This window comes from Mesorhizobium sp. CA15 (genome assembly GCF_020165215.1).
GTDB lineage: Bacteria > Pseudomonadota > Alphaproteobacteria > Rhizobiales > Rhizobiaceae > Mesorhizobium.
The window spans coordinates 26,575-41,582 of record NZ_JAIUHQ010000016.1; the positions used below are offsets into that span (position 1 = coordinate 26,575).

The following is a 15,008-nucleotide window of genomic DNA, read 5'->3' on the forward strand; positions in this document are numbered from 1 at the left end:
CATCACACCTGCAGGATGGAAGAAACGAGAAGCTGGGTATAAGGCGCGCGCGGATCGTCGAGCACGCGGTCGGTGAGGCCGCTTTCGACGACGCGGCCGTCCTTCATCACCATCATGCGCTGCGACAGAAGCCGCGCCACGGCGAGGTCGTGGGTGACGACGATCGCGGCCAGGCCGAGGTCGGTGACCAGCCCGCGCAACAGGTCGAGCAGGCGCGCCTGCACCGAGACGTCGAGGCCGCCGGTCGGCTCGTCCATGAACACCAGCCGCGGCCCAGTCACCAGGTTGCGGGCGATCTGCAGGCGCTGGCGCATGCCGCCGGAAAAGGCGCGCGGCTCGTCGTCGATGCGGTCCTCGTCGATCTCGACGCGGGACAGCCAGTCGACGGCGGTGGCGCGGATTTTGCCGTAGTGACGGTCGCCGACCGCCATCAACCGCTCGCCGACATTGGCGCCGGCCGACACCGTCATGCGCAGCCCGTCCGCCGGGTTCTGGTGGACGAAGCCCCAGTCGGTGCGCATCAGGAAGCGGCGCTCGGCCTCGCTCATGCGGTAGAGCTCGCGCCATTGGCCATCGCGCATGCGGTAGCTGGCCGTGCCGGAAGAGGGCAGCAGGCGGGTCGACAGGCAGTTGAGCAGCGTGGTCTTGCCGGAGCCGGATTCGCCGACCACCGCCAGAACCTCGCCCGGCCAGAGGTCGAAGGTGACGTTCTCGCAGCCGATGCGCGAGCCGTAGAATTTGGACAGCGCCGAGACGCGGAGCAGCGGTTCGTCGGTCATTCGGCCTCCTTACCCTCCCCCTTGTGGGGAGGATCGGCGCGCAGCGCCGGGGTGGGGATTGAAGAAAGAGAAGATTGGCCGTTTTCCCCACCGGCGCCTTCGGCGCGACCTCCCCACGAGGGGGAGGTAGAGTCGGCGCGGCGCTTCTCGCAATGGTCGGTATCGGAGCAGACGAACATGTGGCCGCCATGGTCGTCGAGGATGACCTCGTCGAGATAGACATTCCCGGCGCCGCAGAGCGCGCAGGGCTGGTCGAAGGTCTGCACCTCGAAGGGATGGTCCTCGAAGTCGAGGCTGACGACGTCGGTGAAGGGCGGCACCGCATAGATGCGTTTCTCGCGGCCGGCGCCGAACAATTGCAAGGCGGGCGAGCGGTGCATCTTCGGATTGTCGAATTTCGGCGTCGGCGAAGGATCCATCACGTAGCGGCCCTCGACCTTGACCGGATAGGCGTAGGTGGTGGCGATGCGGCCGTGCCTGGCAATGTCCTCATAGAGCTTCACATGCATGAGGCCGTATTCCTCCAGCGCGTGCATCTTGCGCGTCTCGGTCTCGCGCGGCTCGAGGAAGCGCAGCGGCTCTGGGATCGGCACCTGGAAGACCAGCACCTGTCCTGCCGTCAGCGGATGCTCGGGGATGCGGTGCCGGGTCTGGATGATGGTGGCGGTTGCCGTGTCGGTGGTGACAGCGACATTGGCGACTTTCCTGAAGAAAGCGCGGATCGAAACGGCGTTGGTGGTGTCGTCGGCGCCCTGGTCGATGACTTTCAGCACGTCATCCGGGCCGATGATCGAAGCGGTGACCTGCACGCCGCCGGTGCCCCAGCCATAAGGCATCGGCATCTCGCGCGAGGCAAAGGGCACCTGATAGCCGGGAATGGCGATGCCCTTCAGGATGGCGCGCCGGATCATCCGCTTGGTCTGCTCATCGAGATAGGCGAAGTTGTAGGTGGCGATGTCGGTCATGGCGATCACGTCCGCTCTCTGCTATGAAATTGGCGCCCAAGACGCGGAAGGACGCCCGAATGGACTCTACCGGTTGGTTGCATCTTGGCGTGCTGCTGCTGGTGTTCGCCGGCTTCGCGACCTTTGCGCTGCGGAAAATGGTTCTCACCGCGCCAAGGGAACCTCCGTACGGCGAGTCCTTCGGTGGCGGCGACTATACTGGCGGCTTCGACGGCGGCGGGCATTCCGGTAGCGGACACTGAAGTCATTCCGCCGCCTCGCGCTTCTCCTCGGCGGCCTTGTCCTCGTTTTCCCGCGCTTCGTATTCGGCGCGCATGCGGCGAACCAGGCCGAGCTCGGCCTGGAAGTCGACATAATGCGGCAGCTTCAGATGCTCGACGAAACCGGTCGCCTGGACATTGTCGGAATGCGAGATGACGAATTCCTCGTCCTGCGCGGCGGCGACGACATCCTCGCCAAGCTCGGTGGCGCGCAGCGCCCGGTCGCACAGCGCCATCGCCATCGCCTTGCGCTCGCTCTGGCCGAAGACCAGGCCGTAGCCGCGCGTGAACTGCGGCGGCGCCTTGGCCGAGCCCTTGAACTGGTTGACCATCTGGCATTCGGTGACGCGGATGGAGCCGAGCGGCACGGCGAAGGGCAGCTCCGGCACGTCGAGCTCCAGCTCGACCTCGCCGATGCGTATCTCGCCGACAAAGGGATGGTTGCGGGCGTAGCCGCGCTGCGTCGAATAGCCGAGCGCCAGCAGAAAACCTTCGTCGCCGCGCGACAACGCCTGCAGGCGGATGTCGCGCGCCATCGGGAATTGCAGCGGCTCGCGCGTGATGTCGCCGGGCACGTGGTCAAGCGGCATCTCGCCATCGGCCTCGATCAGGCCTTCATGGGCGAGGATCGCCGAAACGCGCGGCATGGCCTCCGGCTCGGCCGGACGCTGCGCCGGCATCTCGACCTTGGCGCCGGCGGCAAGCTCGGGATCGAGCAGGCGGTGCGTATAGTCGAAGGTCGGGCCGAGCACCTGGCCGCCCGGCAGGTCCTTGTAGGTGGCCGAGACACGACGCTCGACCTGCATGGCGCCGGTGTCGACCGGATTGGTGTAGCCGAAGCGCGGCAGCGTGGTGCGGTAGGCGCGCACCAGAAAGATCGCCTCGATCATATCGCCGCGCGCCTGGGTAACGGCGAGAGCCGCGAGCTCGCGATCATAGAGCGAGCCTTCGCTCATCACCCGGTCGACGCCGAGCGCCAGCTGCTCGACAATCTGGTCGAGGCGCAGCGCCGGCACCGAACGGTCGCCGCGGCGGCGGTCGGCAAGCAGGCGATGCGCATTGGCAATGGCGGCTTCGCCGCCTTTCACCGCGACATACATGTCATGCCTCCATCGATTTGACGCGGGTGGTGCGCGGCAGGCAGGCAAGGTGGCCGGGCGCCGCCAGGATGATGTCGACGCCGCGCGGGAAACGCTGGTTGTTCTGCTTCCACTGCTCGACGAAATGGCGCGGCATGCCGGGAGGCGCGATCATCGACGTCTTTTCGATCCCCGGACCTTCGAGCAGCAGCGATGGGCCCGAGGCAAGATCGTCGACCAAGAGGATCAGCGTCGTCGAGCGGTCGGGATATTCTTGCGTGCCTTGCGCAAAACCATCGAGCGCCGCCATCTCCTTCGGATTGGCGATCAGGGCGAAATGTGCGTCGGCCGGCGTGTTTGCCGAGGGCGCGCCGGTGTGGAAGCCGAGCCAGGCCTTGACCGCGGCTTCCGCCTGCAGCGGCTGGTCGAGCCAGACCGGCGTGTCGTTGTCGCAGAGCGAGAGCGCCACGGCGCCGGCCGTCGCCGACAGCGGCGCCGGCGGGCGGGCGAGCTGCGGCAGCGGCTGGACGGTGCCGGGGCGGGCCATCGCGTCCATGATGGCGCGGAACACCGCCTGGGCGTTGAAGACCGGCTCTGCGAAGCCGCCGTCGATCGATTGCGTGGCGATATCCATCAGTCCTCTCCGCGCACCATGGTGAAGAAATCCACTTTCGTGGCCGCTGTTTCGACTCGCTTTGTCTCGCGCGCCGCATCGAGCGCCGCGCGCAAGGGCGCGGCGAGCTTTGTCTCGACCGCTTCGCGGTGCGCCGGGTCCTGCCACAGCGCGTCCGCGATCGCCGCTAGCTTGGCTTGTCCCTTGTCGCGGCCAAGCGCATAGGAGTGGCCGACCTGGCCGGAGGGCAGCCGCACCGTGGCGCGGGTGACCGTCGCCTCGCCGACATTGAACGGCGCGCCGCCGCCGCCGATCCGTCCGCGCACCGTCACCAGTCCGGTTTCGGGGCCGCGCAAAAGCTCGGCCTCGGAGGGCAGGCCCGACTCGTTCCACAGGCGAGCGATGTCATCGGCCGCGGCATGCGCCAGCGTCGCCATCAAGGCTTTCCGCCCGGCCTGCTCGCGCGCTTCCTGTCCTCGCATGGTATCGCTCCTTGCATAAAGAAATTTGTCTATTGATATAGACAACTATACAAATTATACTCACTTGGTAACGGGAGTCCATGACGGGTGGATGACAACGGGTGCAAAAGTTTAGGGTGATGACGTTGGGGGCGGTGAAATGACCGGGCTGGCAAGCAGCATCGAGAGGCGCAATGGCGTATCGCTATGGCGGCAGATCGCCGACAGGATCCTGCAGGCGATCGCCAATGGCGATTTCGCCGAAAATGCCGCGCTGCCGCCTGAAGTCGCGCTGGCCGAGCGCTACGGCGTCAACCGCCACACGGTGCGCAGCGCCATTGCAGCACTGGTGCAGGAAGGCGTGCTGAAGGCCGAGCAGGGCCGCGGCACCTTCGTGTTGTCGCGCAAGCGGCTGTCCTATCCGATCGGCGCGCGCACGCGCTTCTCGACCGGGCTGCAGGGGCAGACGAGCGAGCGGCATATCGCGCTGCTGTCGTCATCCACCGAGCCGGCCGGCCGGCGCATCGCCGAGGCGCTGGGCATCGCCAAAGGCGCGGCCGTCATCCGCCTGGAGACGCGCGGCGAGGCCGACGGTCATGCGGTGTCGCGCGCGACGACCTGGTTCGATGCCAAGCGCTTCGCCGGAATCGAGGGGGCAATGGCGGAGACGGGATCGATCACCGCCTCACTGAAGCGCTTCGGCATCAACGATTATCTGAGGCATTCGACCGTGCTGTCGGCGCGCCATGCCGACGCAGACGATCTTGCAGCCCTCGATCTGCAGCCCGGCGCCATCGTGCTGGTCACAATTGCAATCAACGTGACGCTCGACGGTGAGCCAATCCAGTTCGCGGAGTCGCGCTTTCCGGCAGAGCGGGTGGAGCTGAAGTTGTCGGTGTTGTAGGGAGTGCCGGTTTTATACGAGACCCGTGATTTATCGACCCACGCTGATGTCAGCTCAGCTCGGTCGCTTAATTGTCAGCGGCTTCGCGTTTGAGGAGCGCCTTCCCCCACTCCGTCGCCGCTTCGCGGCGCCACCTCTCCCCCTCCGGAGGGAGAGGAAGGGTGCCAGCTGGGATCGCCTCGTGCCTTTCCTCTCCCCCGTCGACCGGGGGAGAGGTGGCTCGGCGAAGCCGAGACGGAGTGGGGGGTCGACCTGTGCGGCGCTCCGTCAATTCGGGCTGAGTTCACCGCCTGTCATGTTATCACCCGACCTCAATGACCGCCTTGATCAGTCCCGACTTCTCGTGCGTCCATCGGGCAAGGTCGCGCGGCGTTCCGGCGAGCGTGGTGCGATGGGTGACGAGCTTGTTCAACGGCACAGCGCCGCTGCGGATCGAATCTGCGACATGGTCGAAATCGGCCTTCAGCGCGTTGCGGCTGCCGACCAGCATCATCTCGCGCTTGTGGAATTCAGGGTCGGAGAAGGTGATGTCGTCCTTGACGACGCTGACCAGCACCAGCGTGCCGCCATGCGCGACGTGGGCGAAGGCCGACTGCACGGACTGGGTGTTGCCAGTCGCGTCGAACACGAGGTCGAACCCTTCGCCGGCTGTTGCCTGTTGGACCAGCTCGGCAGCCGGCGCCTTCGAGCTGTCCAGCGGGGCAAAGCCGAGCTGCTTCTCGGCGAATCCGAGACGTTCGGCGCTCATGTCGAGCAGGCTGACATCCAGCCCGGCGATGCGCGCGAAGATCGCCGTGCCGAGGCCGATCGGGCCGGCGCCGATGACCAGCGTGCGCTGGCCGGGCAGCCCGAGCGATCGGCGCACGGCATGCGCGCCGATGGCCAGGAATTCGACCGCCGCGGCGTCGGCCAGCGACAGGCCGTTCGTCGGGTAGAGGTTCTGCGCCGGCACCAGGATTTCGTCGCACATGGCGCCGTCGCGATGGACGCCCAGCACCTCGATCTTCACGCAGCAGTTCGGCTTGCCGCGCCGGCAGGCAATGCATTTGCCGCATGAAAGATAGGGGTTGATGACGACCGGTTCGCCGACGCTGATCTCGACGCCTTCGCCCTTCTCGACGATCGTGCCGGCAACCTCATGGCCCATGATGCGCGGATAGGCCAGAAACGGGTGCTTGCCTTCGAAGATGTGGTAGTCGGTTCCGCAGATGCCGACATGGCTGACCGCAACGCGCGCCCAGCCGGGCGGCGGTGCGCCGGGCCCGGCGCGGTCTTCGAGGACAAGCTCGCCGGGCGAACGGCAGACAACGGCTTTCATATCGCAAATCCAGGCAAAGAGCGCCGGCGCCGCTCGAGCGGGGCCGGCGCGTTAGTTTCACGTAGGAGTCATTTGCCGCGACGGCGCAGGCCGTCGAAGTAGACGATCACGATGATCAGCAGGCCGGTGATGACGCGCTGCCAGAAGGTGTTGACGTTGAGCAGGTTGGCGCCGTTGTTGATCGTCGAAAGGATGAAGGAGCCGATCAGCGGTCCATGCACGGACCCGATGGCGCCGAACAGCGAGGTGCCGCCGATCACCGACGAGGCGATGGCCTGCAGCTCATAGGTGTCGCCCTGCGTCGGGTTGCCGATGCCGATGCGCGAGGCCAGGAGCACGCCGACAATGGCCGCCAGAAGACCGGACAGGATATAGGCCATGAAGATGGTGCGCGGCACGTTGACGCCGGACAGGCGCGCGGCCTCGGCGTTGGAGCCGACCGAGAACAGGTAGCGGCCCCAGCGCGTGTGGTGCAGGAACACGTAGGACGGAATGGCGACCAGGATCACCATCCAGAACAGGTAGGGAATGCCCGCGAGCGAGCCGCGCGAGAAAGCCTGGAACGAGTCGCTGTTGATGGAGATCGAGTTGCCGTTCGTCATCAGGAGGCCGATGCCGCGCAGCGAGGTCATGGTGGCCAAGGTGATGATGAAGGGCGGCAGGCCCATCTTGACGATGCCGAAGCCGTGGAAGAGGCCGATGGCGACGCCCACCAGCAGCGTGATCAGCACCGCGGCCCAGATCGGCCAGCCGGCGTTGATCAAAAGCGCGACAATGACGGTGGTGAAGCCGACCACCGCGCCGACCGACAGATCGATGCCGCCGGTGATGATGACGAAGGTCTGGCCGACGGCGAGGATGGCGATCAGCGATCCCTGACGCAGAAGGTTGGTGATGTTGAGCGTCGTGGCGAAGGACGGCGTGGCGACGGCCAACACGATCCACATCAGGAGCAGAAGGCCAAGCAGCGTCAGGCCGAACAGGGCGTTGAAATTGCGCTTGGGTTTTTCGGCGGGGATCGCCTCGGTGCTCATTTTTGTCCTCCCGACTTTTCTTGTTTCTCGGCCAGTGCCTGACCCAAAATATCCTCGTGGCTGGCGGTCCGGAAACCATGGGTCGCGACCAGCTTGCCGCGCCGGAACACGTGCAGCGTATCGGCAAGCTCATAGACTTCCGGCAGATAGGACGAGATCAGGATGATGCCGGCGCCCTTGGACAGAAGCGTCGAGAACAGGCGATAGATCTCGGCCTTGGTGCCGACATCGACGCCCACCGTCGGCTCGTCGAAGATGAACAGCTTGGCGCCATGCGCCAGCCATTTGCCGATGACGATCTTCTGCTGGTTGCCGCCCGACAGGCTGGAGGCGAGCGCATTGCGCGTCGGCGTCTTGATGCGCAGGTCGGCGATCTGGCGGTCGGCCTCGGCCTTCTCCTTGGCGCCGGAAATCAGAAAATTGCTGGAGATGCGCTTGTAGATCGGCAGGTTGAGGTTCGTGCCGACCGGCAAATTGAGGCACAGGCCCTGGTCGCGGCGGCTTTCCGGAGCCAGCGCCATGCCGAGCCGGATCGCGTCGTGCTCGGAGTTGACCTGGACCTCCTTGCCTTGCCAGAGAATCTGGCCGGCCGACTTCCTGTGGCGGCCGTAAAGCGTGGTGACGAACTCGCTGCGGCCGGCGCCGATCAGGCCGTAGAGGCCGACGATCTCGCCGGCGCGGACGGTCACCGAGACATTCTCGAAGCCTTTGCCCGAAAGGTTCTTCGTCTCGACAATGGTGGCGCCGGGGGTGAAATGTTCCTTGTGGTAGATCTGCTCGATCGAGCGGTTGATCATCAGCTTGACCAGTTCGGGCTCGTCGGTCTCGGCGATGTTGCGGGTGCCGACCAGAGTGCCGTCGCGCAGCACGGAAACGCGGTCGGCGAGCTCGAACACTTCCTCCATGCGGTGGCTGATATAAATAATGGTGACGCCTTCGCCTTTGAGCCGGCGGATCAGCTTAAAGAGCTGGTCGGCCTCCTTGCGGGTGAGGTAAGCGGTCGGTTCGTCGAAGATCAGAAATTTCGTGCCGCGCACCGTAGCGCGGGCGGCGGCGATCAGCTGCTGCTGGCCGATGGTGAGATCGCCGAGCATGACATGCGCCGGCAAGTCGAAGCCCAGCCCGTCAATGATCTTCTGCGCGTCCTTGATCATGGCGCGCTGCTGCAGGAGGCCGAAGCGTGACTCCTCCTCGCCGAGGAACATGTTGGCGGCGACGGTGAGATGGCGGCAGAGCACCACCTCCTGGTGGACGGCGTTGATGCCCAGCGCCATCGCCTCATGCGGCGTGGCCAAGGCGGTCGGCTTGCCTTCCCAGATCACCTCGCCGGAGGTGCGCGGCATGACGCCGGTCAGGAGTTTTATCAGGGTCGACTTGCCGGCGCCGTTCTCGCCGACGATCGCGTGGATCTCGCCTGCCTTGAAGGCAAGATGCACAGGTTTCAGCGCATGCGTGCCGGGGTAGCGCTTTTCCAGGCCGTTGAGCTCGAGGATCGTCCTGCCCGGTTCCAGCGTGGGGGCCGGATGCAATTCCTGCGCCGTCGACGTCATGACAATCCTCCCAGATTGGCCTCAACCATTGGGTACGCAGCGATGCGTCTGGCGCGCATCTTGAAGGCGGAGCCTAAATCGGGCCGGCGAATTTCCAAATCGCCCCGATGGATGTTTCCGGGGCGCGAGGCCCCGGAAACGACTGTCGCGATGCTGCTCACTTGAGCTTCGGGTTGAGCAGCGCGTCGATCTTGGGATCCTTCATGTTGTCTTTGGTGACGAGGTTCGCGCCGGTGTCGACATTGGCCTCGACCTTCTCGCCCTTCGAGGCGGCCAAGGCGGTCTTGATGCCGTCATAGCCCATCCGGTACGGATCCTGGACGACCAGGCCCGAGATGACGCCGTCATTGAGGAACTTGATCAGCTTTTCGTCGCTGTCGAAGCCGATCAGCGCCACCTTGCCGCCGAGATTGTTTTCGGCGATCGCCTGGCCGACGCCCTGCGCCATGATCAGGTTCGAGGCGAAGATGCCCTTGAGGTCCGGATTGGCGGTGATCAGGTCGGTCGCGATGTTGAGGCCGGTGGTGGCCTGGCCGTCGGCATATTTGTCGGCGACAAGCTCGAGGCCCGGATACTTGGCCTTGATCTGTTCGATGAAGCCTTGCTTGCGCTGCTCGAGCGAGCCGGCGCCGGGAAGTGCCGTGATCAGCGCGACTTTGCCTTCCACCTTGCCGCCGTTGGCGGCGCCGATTGCGGCGGCGAGGCCGTCAGCGGCGACGCGGCCGCCCTGCACGTTGTCGGTGGTCAGGAAGGAGGTGAAGGCCTTGGAATCGGCGCCGGAGTCGATGCCGATGACCTTGACCTTGGAGGCAGCCTCGTCGATCGGCTTGCCGAGCGCCTTGAACTCGGTCGGCGAGATGACGACGGCCGCCGGGTTGCTGGCGACGGCGTTTTCCAGGATCGAGATCTGGCCGTTGACGTCGGTTTCGGCCTGGGCGCCGAGTTCCGGCACGTTGACGCCGAGATCCTTGCCGGCCTTGCGGGCGCCGGCCAGAACGATCTGCCAGTAGAAGGATGTGGTATCCTTGACGATGATCGGAATGGTCACGTCGGCCGCCGAGGCGGGCGCGGAATGCATCGCGCCGGCGAGCATCGAAGCGGCGGCCAAAGCCACGAAGGCGCGGCGGTTGAGAAGGCTGGTCACGAATTTCATTAGGTTCCTCCCTAAGTCGCCTGGTGAAGGTTGCGGAAGCTCCATCTGGATAGGCGCGGCCCAAACAGAACTTTATCAATAAAAAACAGATACCGTTTTTTGATAGAGCATTGCCGTGACCGATGCAAGCGATGTCTGCTGCCGTGCGCGATGCGGGCTAGGGTCCGTTCGGCTCGTCCCTGGGCAGTGCTCGGATGCTCCCGTTCCTCCTTATCGGCATGGAACAATAATTTCATAATTCTGTCAACATGGAATATTTATTCCATAGAAAAAGCCTGCACGGTAGTGAAGGTCGCCTCCTGTTGTCGGTGGCGCTTCCGACGCGATAACGGCCTTTGATTAAAGCGTCGCGCCGAGATGCCACGGCACGAATTCGTTGTCGCCGTAGCCGAACGCCTCGCTCTTGGTCTTGCGGCCGGACGCCGTCTCGATGATCAGCTCGAAGATCTCGCGGCCCATGCCGGCGATGGTCTTCTCGCCCGAGGCGATAACCCCGCAATTGACGTCCATGTCCTCTTCCATCTGGTGATACATGGTCGAATTGGTGGCGACCTTGATCGACGGCGTCGGCCGGCAGCCAAAGCAGGAGCCGCGGCCGGTGGTGAAGACGATGACATTGGCGCCGCCGGCGACCTGGCCGGTGGCCGAAACCGGATCGTAGCCGGGCGTGTCCATGAACACCAGGCCGCTGCCCGAGACTTTCTCGGCATAGCCGAAAACGCCGTTGAGCGGCGTCTGGCCGCCCTTGGCGACCGCGCCCAGTGATTTCTCGAGGATCGTGGTCAGGCCACCGCGCTTGTTGCCGGGCGAGGGATTGTTGTCGATCGAGGCGCCGTGCTTGGCGGTATGGTCCTCCCACCACTTCACAAAGCCGTCAAGCTTGGCGGCGATCTCGGGCGAGGCGGCGCGGTAGGCCAGCAGATGCTCGGCGCCATAGATCTCGGTGGTCTCCGACAAGATGCCGATGCCGCCGCAGTCTGCCAGGATATCGACGGCGGCGCCCAATGCCGGATTTGCCGTGATGCCGGACATGCCGTCCGAGCCGCCGCATTGCAGCCCGACGACGATCTCCGAGACCGGGATCGGCTCACGCTGCAGCTGGCCCACTTCCTCGGCGATCTCGGCCAGAACGCCCATCGCGCGCTCGACCGATTTGCGCGAGCCGCCGGCTTCCTGGATGTTGAAATGCCGCTTTCCCGCGGCCACGCCCTTCTGGCCGTAAAGCGTGAGTTGGTTGACCTCGCAGCCCAGGCCCACCATTAGCACGCCGCCGAAATTCGGATGGCGCGCATAGCCGGCTAAAGTGCGGTGCAGAACCATCATGCCGTCGCCGGTGGCGCTCATGCCGCAGCCCTGGCCGTGCACGATCGGCACGAAGCCATCGATGCCGGGATATTTCGGCAGAAGCGTGCGGTTGGCTTCGTCCGCAATGGCATGGCAGACGGTCGACGAGCAATTGACACTGGCGATGATGCCGATGAAGTTGCGCGTGCCGGCGCGGCCGTCGGCGCGGCGGTAGCCCATGAAGGTGCGCTTGCGGTCGGCCTCGGTGGCATGCTCGGCCTCGCTCGGCGGCACCACCGGCAAGCGGCCGCTCTCGAAAACCAGATTGTGCGAATGAACATGCTCGCCGGGCGCGATGTCTTGCGTGGCGCGGCCGATCGCCTGCGCGTATTTCACAACCGCTTCGCCCGCCGGGATCGGTTTGATCGCCACCTTGTGGCCCGGCTCGATCACGGCAGCCGCGGTTGCGCCGCCCGGCAATGGCGTTCCAATCTCGATGCGCCCGTTGGCAACGGCGACATTATCGGAGGGTGAGAGAAGGATGGTGTTTGCAACGTTCACGGGCGGCTGTCCTGGGTGATCCTGGGAATGCGGGCGGATTGACTTGCGCCCGTTTAAAGGTAATGTCTTTTATCGGGAAAAAACAATTTTGCGTCAATTGTTTTTTCGCTCGGTTGGCGCTCGTCTTTTGGACGCCCGCGCCGCCCGTTTGGCAAGCCGGCGAAAAGCGTTCCGCTTTTCGGAGGCTTGCGCCAGAGCAATTCCAGGAAAAGGGCGTAGCGGCTTTCCGTCCGGAATTGCGCAGAAACAAAGATTTAGCGCAGTTCGGCGATTCCGAGAAACGCTGAACTGCTCTAGGAACACCGATCATATCGCGTTTCCGGCAGGCCGCCGCAAGCGTTGGGGGATACGGGGCATGTCGAAAAGCAACAATGTCTACAAGGACGCCTTCAACCGCTGCCTCAGGTTGCTCGACGAGACCAAGAGCCTGCCGTCGGAGCCTGAGCTCGGCACGCTGCTCGGCGTCAGCCGCACCACGGTGCGCAGCATCCTTGCGCGCATGGAAGAAACCGGGCTTATCGACTGGAACAAGCGTAATAAGACCGTGCTCAGGGCGCCGCGGTCCGAGGACTTCTTCCCCGAGGAGGAGACCGACTCGCTGGCCGAGATCATCGAGCGCTCTTTCATGCGGCGTCTGCTTGCGGGAGGCGCCGAAGCCGGCATGCAGATCAACGAGCTGGAGCTGGCGCGCGAGATCGGCGTCGGCACTACCAGCGTGCGCGAATTCCTGATCCGCTTCTCGCGCTTCGGCCTGATCGAGAAGCGGCGCAACAGCCATTGGGTGCTGAAGGGTTTCACGCGCGCCTTCGCGCTGGAGCTGACCGAGATCCGCGAGATTTTCGAGCTGCGTTCGGCGGCGGCTTTCGCCGCCCTGCCGGAAGATAGCGCGGTATGGGCCGATCTTGACCGGCTGGAACTCGAGCATCGCCAGCTCGCCAGCGAGATCGCCACGCGCTTCAACGAATTCTCCGAGCTCGACGAGCGCTTCCACCGGCTGATCCACCGCGCCTCGCACAATCGCTTCATCGTCGACTTCTACGATGTCATCGCGATGATCTTCCATTACCACTATCAGTGGAACAAGGCTGAGGAGCGCCAGCGCAACGAGGTCGCTATTCAGGAGCATCTCGCCTACATCGCGGCGCTGAAATCGCGCGATCCCGGCAAGGTGGACGCCGCCTGTCGCAAGCACCTGAAGTCGGCGCGCCAGACGCTGCTGACCTCAATTCCCGAAGGGCGGCAGATGCAGCCCGCCTGACAGGCCGGCCGCGATCCACGACGAGTTATCGCGCCGCGTTGCCGCAGCGCGGTTTTGCCGATTTCCCGCGCGCATTCCCCGTGCTACCGTCGACGCGTTTCCGGGAGAGGCTTTGCGTTGGGTATCCGGCTGAGACGATGGAGCATGCCGGCCGCGTTCGTCGCGGCGCTGCTTCTATTGCTGCAGTCCTCTCTCGGCGCTTTCGCCTTCGGCGCGCCTTCGCAGGTCGACGCCTTCGGCAACGTCATCTGCACGCATGAAGGCGCTGTAAAACTCCCCGGCGGCGATCCCCACCAACAACATCTGCCGGCCTGCTGCTCGCTCGGCTGCAACATGGTTTCGGCGGCGCATATGCCGCCGCCGGAGGCCGTCGCCCTGGCCAGGACCCAGCTTTTCGAGGCCGTCGCCTTCCAGCCTCCGGCCTTCCAGCACCAGGATTTCGCCCGCGACCGCTCTCCGGCCAATCCGCGCGCGCCGCCGGCGATGGTCTGATCCGCGGAACCTTCCGCAGGCCTATTCATCCAAAGATCAGACTGTTCGCGGCCGCATTCCGGCGCGATCCCGTACTCATGGAGCAACCATGTCCAATCTTCTTCCCAAAGCGCAAGCCTTCGCCCTTCGCGGCGCGCCGCCGTTTCACCTCCCGCTGCGCGTTGGCCTTGCCGTGCTCAGCCTTTTCTTTCTCTTGGCCTGCATTCCCGCCGCCCTAGCGCATGAGTTCAAGGTCGGCGATCTCGAGATCGAGCATCCCTGGTCGCGGGCGACGCCGCCGGGCGCCAAGGTGGGCGGCGGCTATTTCACCGTGATCAACAAGGGCAGCGCGCCGGACCGGCTGCTGTCGATCTCCTCCGACATCTCCGAAAAGGCCGAACTGCATGAGATGGGCGTCAAGGACGGCGTCATGACCATGCGGCCGGTCGAGGGCGGGCTGGAGATCCCGGCCGGCGGCAAGGTCGCGCTGAAGCCGGGCGCCTATCACCTGATGTTCACCGGCTTGAAGCGGCAGCCGAAGCAGGGCGAGAAATTCTCCGCGACGCTGACCTTCGAGAAGGCGGGCAGCGTCACCGTCGAGTTCGCCGTCGAAGGCATGGGCGAGACGGGCACCGGCGATATGGACATGGATCACGCCGACTAACCCGTCAATTCGAAATCGAGGCACAATTCATGAAGAAGTATGTTTTGGCGGCGGGCGCGCTTTGCGCGCTCGGGACCAATGCCGCGCTCGCCCACATCACGCTCGAAACGCAGGAAGCGGCCGTCGGCTCGACCTACAAGGCCGTCTTGCGCGTGCCGCATGGCTGCGAGGGCAAGGCAACGACCGCGGTGCGTGTGCAGATACCCGAAGGCGCCATCGCGGTGAAGCCGATGCCCAAGCCCGGCTGGACGCTGCAGGTCAAGAAGGGCAAATACGAGAAATCCTACCAGCTCTATGGCGAGACCTTGACCACCGGCGTGAAGGAAATCGACTGGAGCGGCGGCAATCTGCCGGACGAATTCTATGACGAATTCGTCTTCCGCGCTTCGCTGGCGGCCGATCTGCCGGCCGGCCAGATGCTCTATTTCCCGGTGGTGCAGGAATGCGGCGACGCCGCCGAGCGCTGGATCGAGATCCCGGCGGCCGGCCAGGACGAGGACGCCTTGGAAACGCCCGCGCCCGGCATCAAATTGCTGCCGAAGAAATGATCTCTGTTGGCGCGCTCCCTCGGGATGCGCCAACATTTCCAGTTATGACGGCATGAACGCAGCACTGCCTTCCTCGATGAACTGCATGCTTGCCGGCTCGCTTGTC

The 15,008-nt window shown here is 64.7% G+C and carries 15 protein-coding genes and 1 pseudogene; 6 read left to right on the top strand and 10 right to left on the bottom strand.

Going from position 1 to position 15,008, the window contains the following annotated elements:
* Nucleotides 1–2: 2 nt before the first annotated feature.
* A complete protein-coding gene (phnK, locus tag LB515_RS22360; RefSeq protein ID WP_095769211.1) occupies nt 3–779 on the bottom strand; it encodes a phosphonate C-P lyase system protein PhnK in 777 nt (258 codons plus the stop codon).
* Nucleotides 780–910: 131 nt separating this feature from the next.
* Nucleotides 911–1,744, bottom strand: a pseudogene (locus tag LB515_RS22365) (alpha-D-ribose 1-methylphosphonate 5-phosphate C-P-lyase PhnJ); the annotation flags it as partial.
* Nucleotides 1,745–1,803: 59 nt separating this feature from the next.
* Between LB515_RS22365 and LB515_RS22370 the strand changes: the two are divergent.
* On the top strand, nt 1,804–1,986 hold the full coding sequence (locus LB515_RS22370) for a hypothetical protein (RefSeq protein ID WP_224708992.1): 183 nt from the start codon (nt 1,804–1,806) through the stop codon (nt 1,984–1,986).
* Nucleotides 1,987–1,988: 2 nt separating this feature from the next.
* On the opposite strand, the gene LB515_RS22375 is transcribed toward LB515_RS22370, so the two are convergent.
* From LB515_RS22375 to phnG, 3 genes are read right to left on the bottom strand one after another with little or no spacing between them, the layout of a single operon-like run.
* Nucleotides 1,989–3,104 carry a carbon-phosphorus lyase complex subunit PhnI gene (locus LB515_RS22375; RefSeq protein WP_140845181.1) on the bottom strand — a complete coding sequence of 372 codons (1,116 nt, stop codon included), beginning with the start codon at nt 3,102–3,104 and terminating at the stop codon, nt 1,989–1,991.
* A 1-nt stretch (nt 3,105) separates the two neighbouring features.
* Complete coding sequence (phnH, locus tag LB515_RS22380) at nt 3,106–3,717, bottom strand: phosphonate C-P lyase system protein PhnH (RefSeq protein WP_224708993.1); 612 nt, start codon at nt 3,715–3,717, stop codon at nt 3,106–3,108.
* On the bottom strand, nt 3,717–4,178 hold the full coding sequence (gene phnG / locus LB515_RS22385; RefSeq protein WP_224708994.1) for a phosphonate C-P lyase system protein PhnG: 462 nt from the start codon (nt 4,176–4,178) through the stop codon (nt 3,717–3,719). Before phnG ends, phnH begins: the two co-directional genes overlap by 1 nt.
* Nucleotides 4,179–4,317: 139 nt before the next feature.
* Between phnG and phnF the strand changes: the two genes are divergently transcribed.
* Nucleotides 4,318–5,061 carry a phosphonate metabolism transcriptional regulator PhnF gene (gene phnF, locus LB515_RS22390; protein ID WP_224708995.1) on the top strand — a complete coding sequence of 248 codons (744 nt, stop codon included), beginning with the start codon at nt 4,318–4,320 and terminating at the stop codon, nt 5,059–5,061.
* A 301-nt stretch (nt 5,062–5,362) separates the two neighbouring features.
* Here the strand turns inward: phnF and LB515_RS22395 are convergent, their stop codons facing one another.
* The 5 genes from LB515_RS22395 to LB515_RS22415 form a co-directional block, all read right to left on the bottom strand.
* Nucleotides 5,363–6,379, bottom strand: a complete 1,017-nt coding sequence (locus LB515_RS22395; RefSeq protein WP_224708996.1) for a zinc-binding alcohol dehydrogenase family protein — start codon at nt 6,377–6,379, stop codon at nt 5,363–5,365.
* Nucleotides 6,380–6,447: 68 nt separating this feature from the next.
* Entirely contained in the window at nt 6,448–7,413 is a 966-nt protein-coding gene (locus LB515_RS22400; protein ID WP_224532065.1) for an ABC transporter permease, read from the bottom strand.
* The gene (locus LB515_RS22405; protein WP_224708997.1) at nt 7,410–8,963 is read right to left on the bottom strand and encodes a sugar ABC transporter ATP-binding protein; all 1,554 of its coding nucleotides are present in this window, start codon (nt 8,961–8,963) and stop codon (nt 7,410–7,412) included. Before LB515_RS22405 ends, LB515_RS22400 begins: the two co-directional genes overlap by 4 nt.
* 157 nt (nt 8,964–9,120) lie before the next feature.
* A complete protein-coding gene (locus tag LB515_RS22410; protein ID WP_095769220.1) occupies nt 9,121–10,116 on the bottom strand; it encodes an ABC transporter substrate-binding protein in 996 nt (331 codons plus the stop codon).
* A 339-nt stretch (nt 10,117–10,455) separates the two neighbouring features.
* The gene (locus tag LB515_RS22415; protein WP_224708998.1) at nt 10,456–11,961 is read right to left on the bottom strand and encodes a UxaA family hydrolase; all 1,506 of its coding nucleotides are present in this window, start codon (nt 11,959–11,961) and stop codon (nt 10,456–10,458) included.
* A gap of 355 nt (nt 11,962–12,316) precedes the next feature.
* Between LB515_RS22415 and LB515_RS22420 the strand changes: the two genes are divergently transcribed.
* The 4 genes from LB515_RS22420 to LB515_RS22435 all read left to right on the top strand — a co-directional run bounded on the left by LB515_RS22420 (nt 12,317) and on the right by LB515_RS22435 (nt 14,902).
* A complete protein-coding gene (locus LB515_RS22420) occupies nt 12,317–13,219 on the top strand; it encodes a GntR family transcriptional regulator (protein WP_095769222.1) in 903 nt (300 codons plus the stop codon).
* A gap of 144 nt (nt 13,220–13,363) precedes the next feature.
* Nucleotides 13,364–13,711: a hypothetical protein gene (locus LB515_RS22425; RefSeq protein WP_224708999.1), complete on the top strand. Its 348-nt coding sequence runs from the start codon at nt 13,364–13,366 to the stop codon at nt 13,709–13,711.
* 88 nt (nt 13,712–13,799) lie between these two features.
* Nucleotides 13,800–14,354 carry a copper chaperone PCu(A)C gene (locus LB515_RS22430; RefSeq protein WP_224606825.1) on the top strand — a complete coding sequence of 185 codons (555 nt, stop codon included), beginning with the start codon at nt 13,800–13,802 and terminating at the stop codon, nt 14,352–14,354.
* Nucleotides 14,355–14,383: 29 nt separating this feature from the next.
* On the top strand, nt 14,384–14,902 hold the full coding sequence (locus LB515_RS22435) for a YcnI family protein (RefSeq protein ID WP_224546244.1): 519 nt from the start codon (nt 14,384–14,386) through the stop codon (nt 14,900–14,902).
* Nucleotides 14,903–15,008 lie beyond the last annotated feature (106 nt).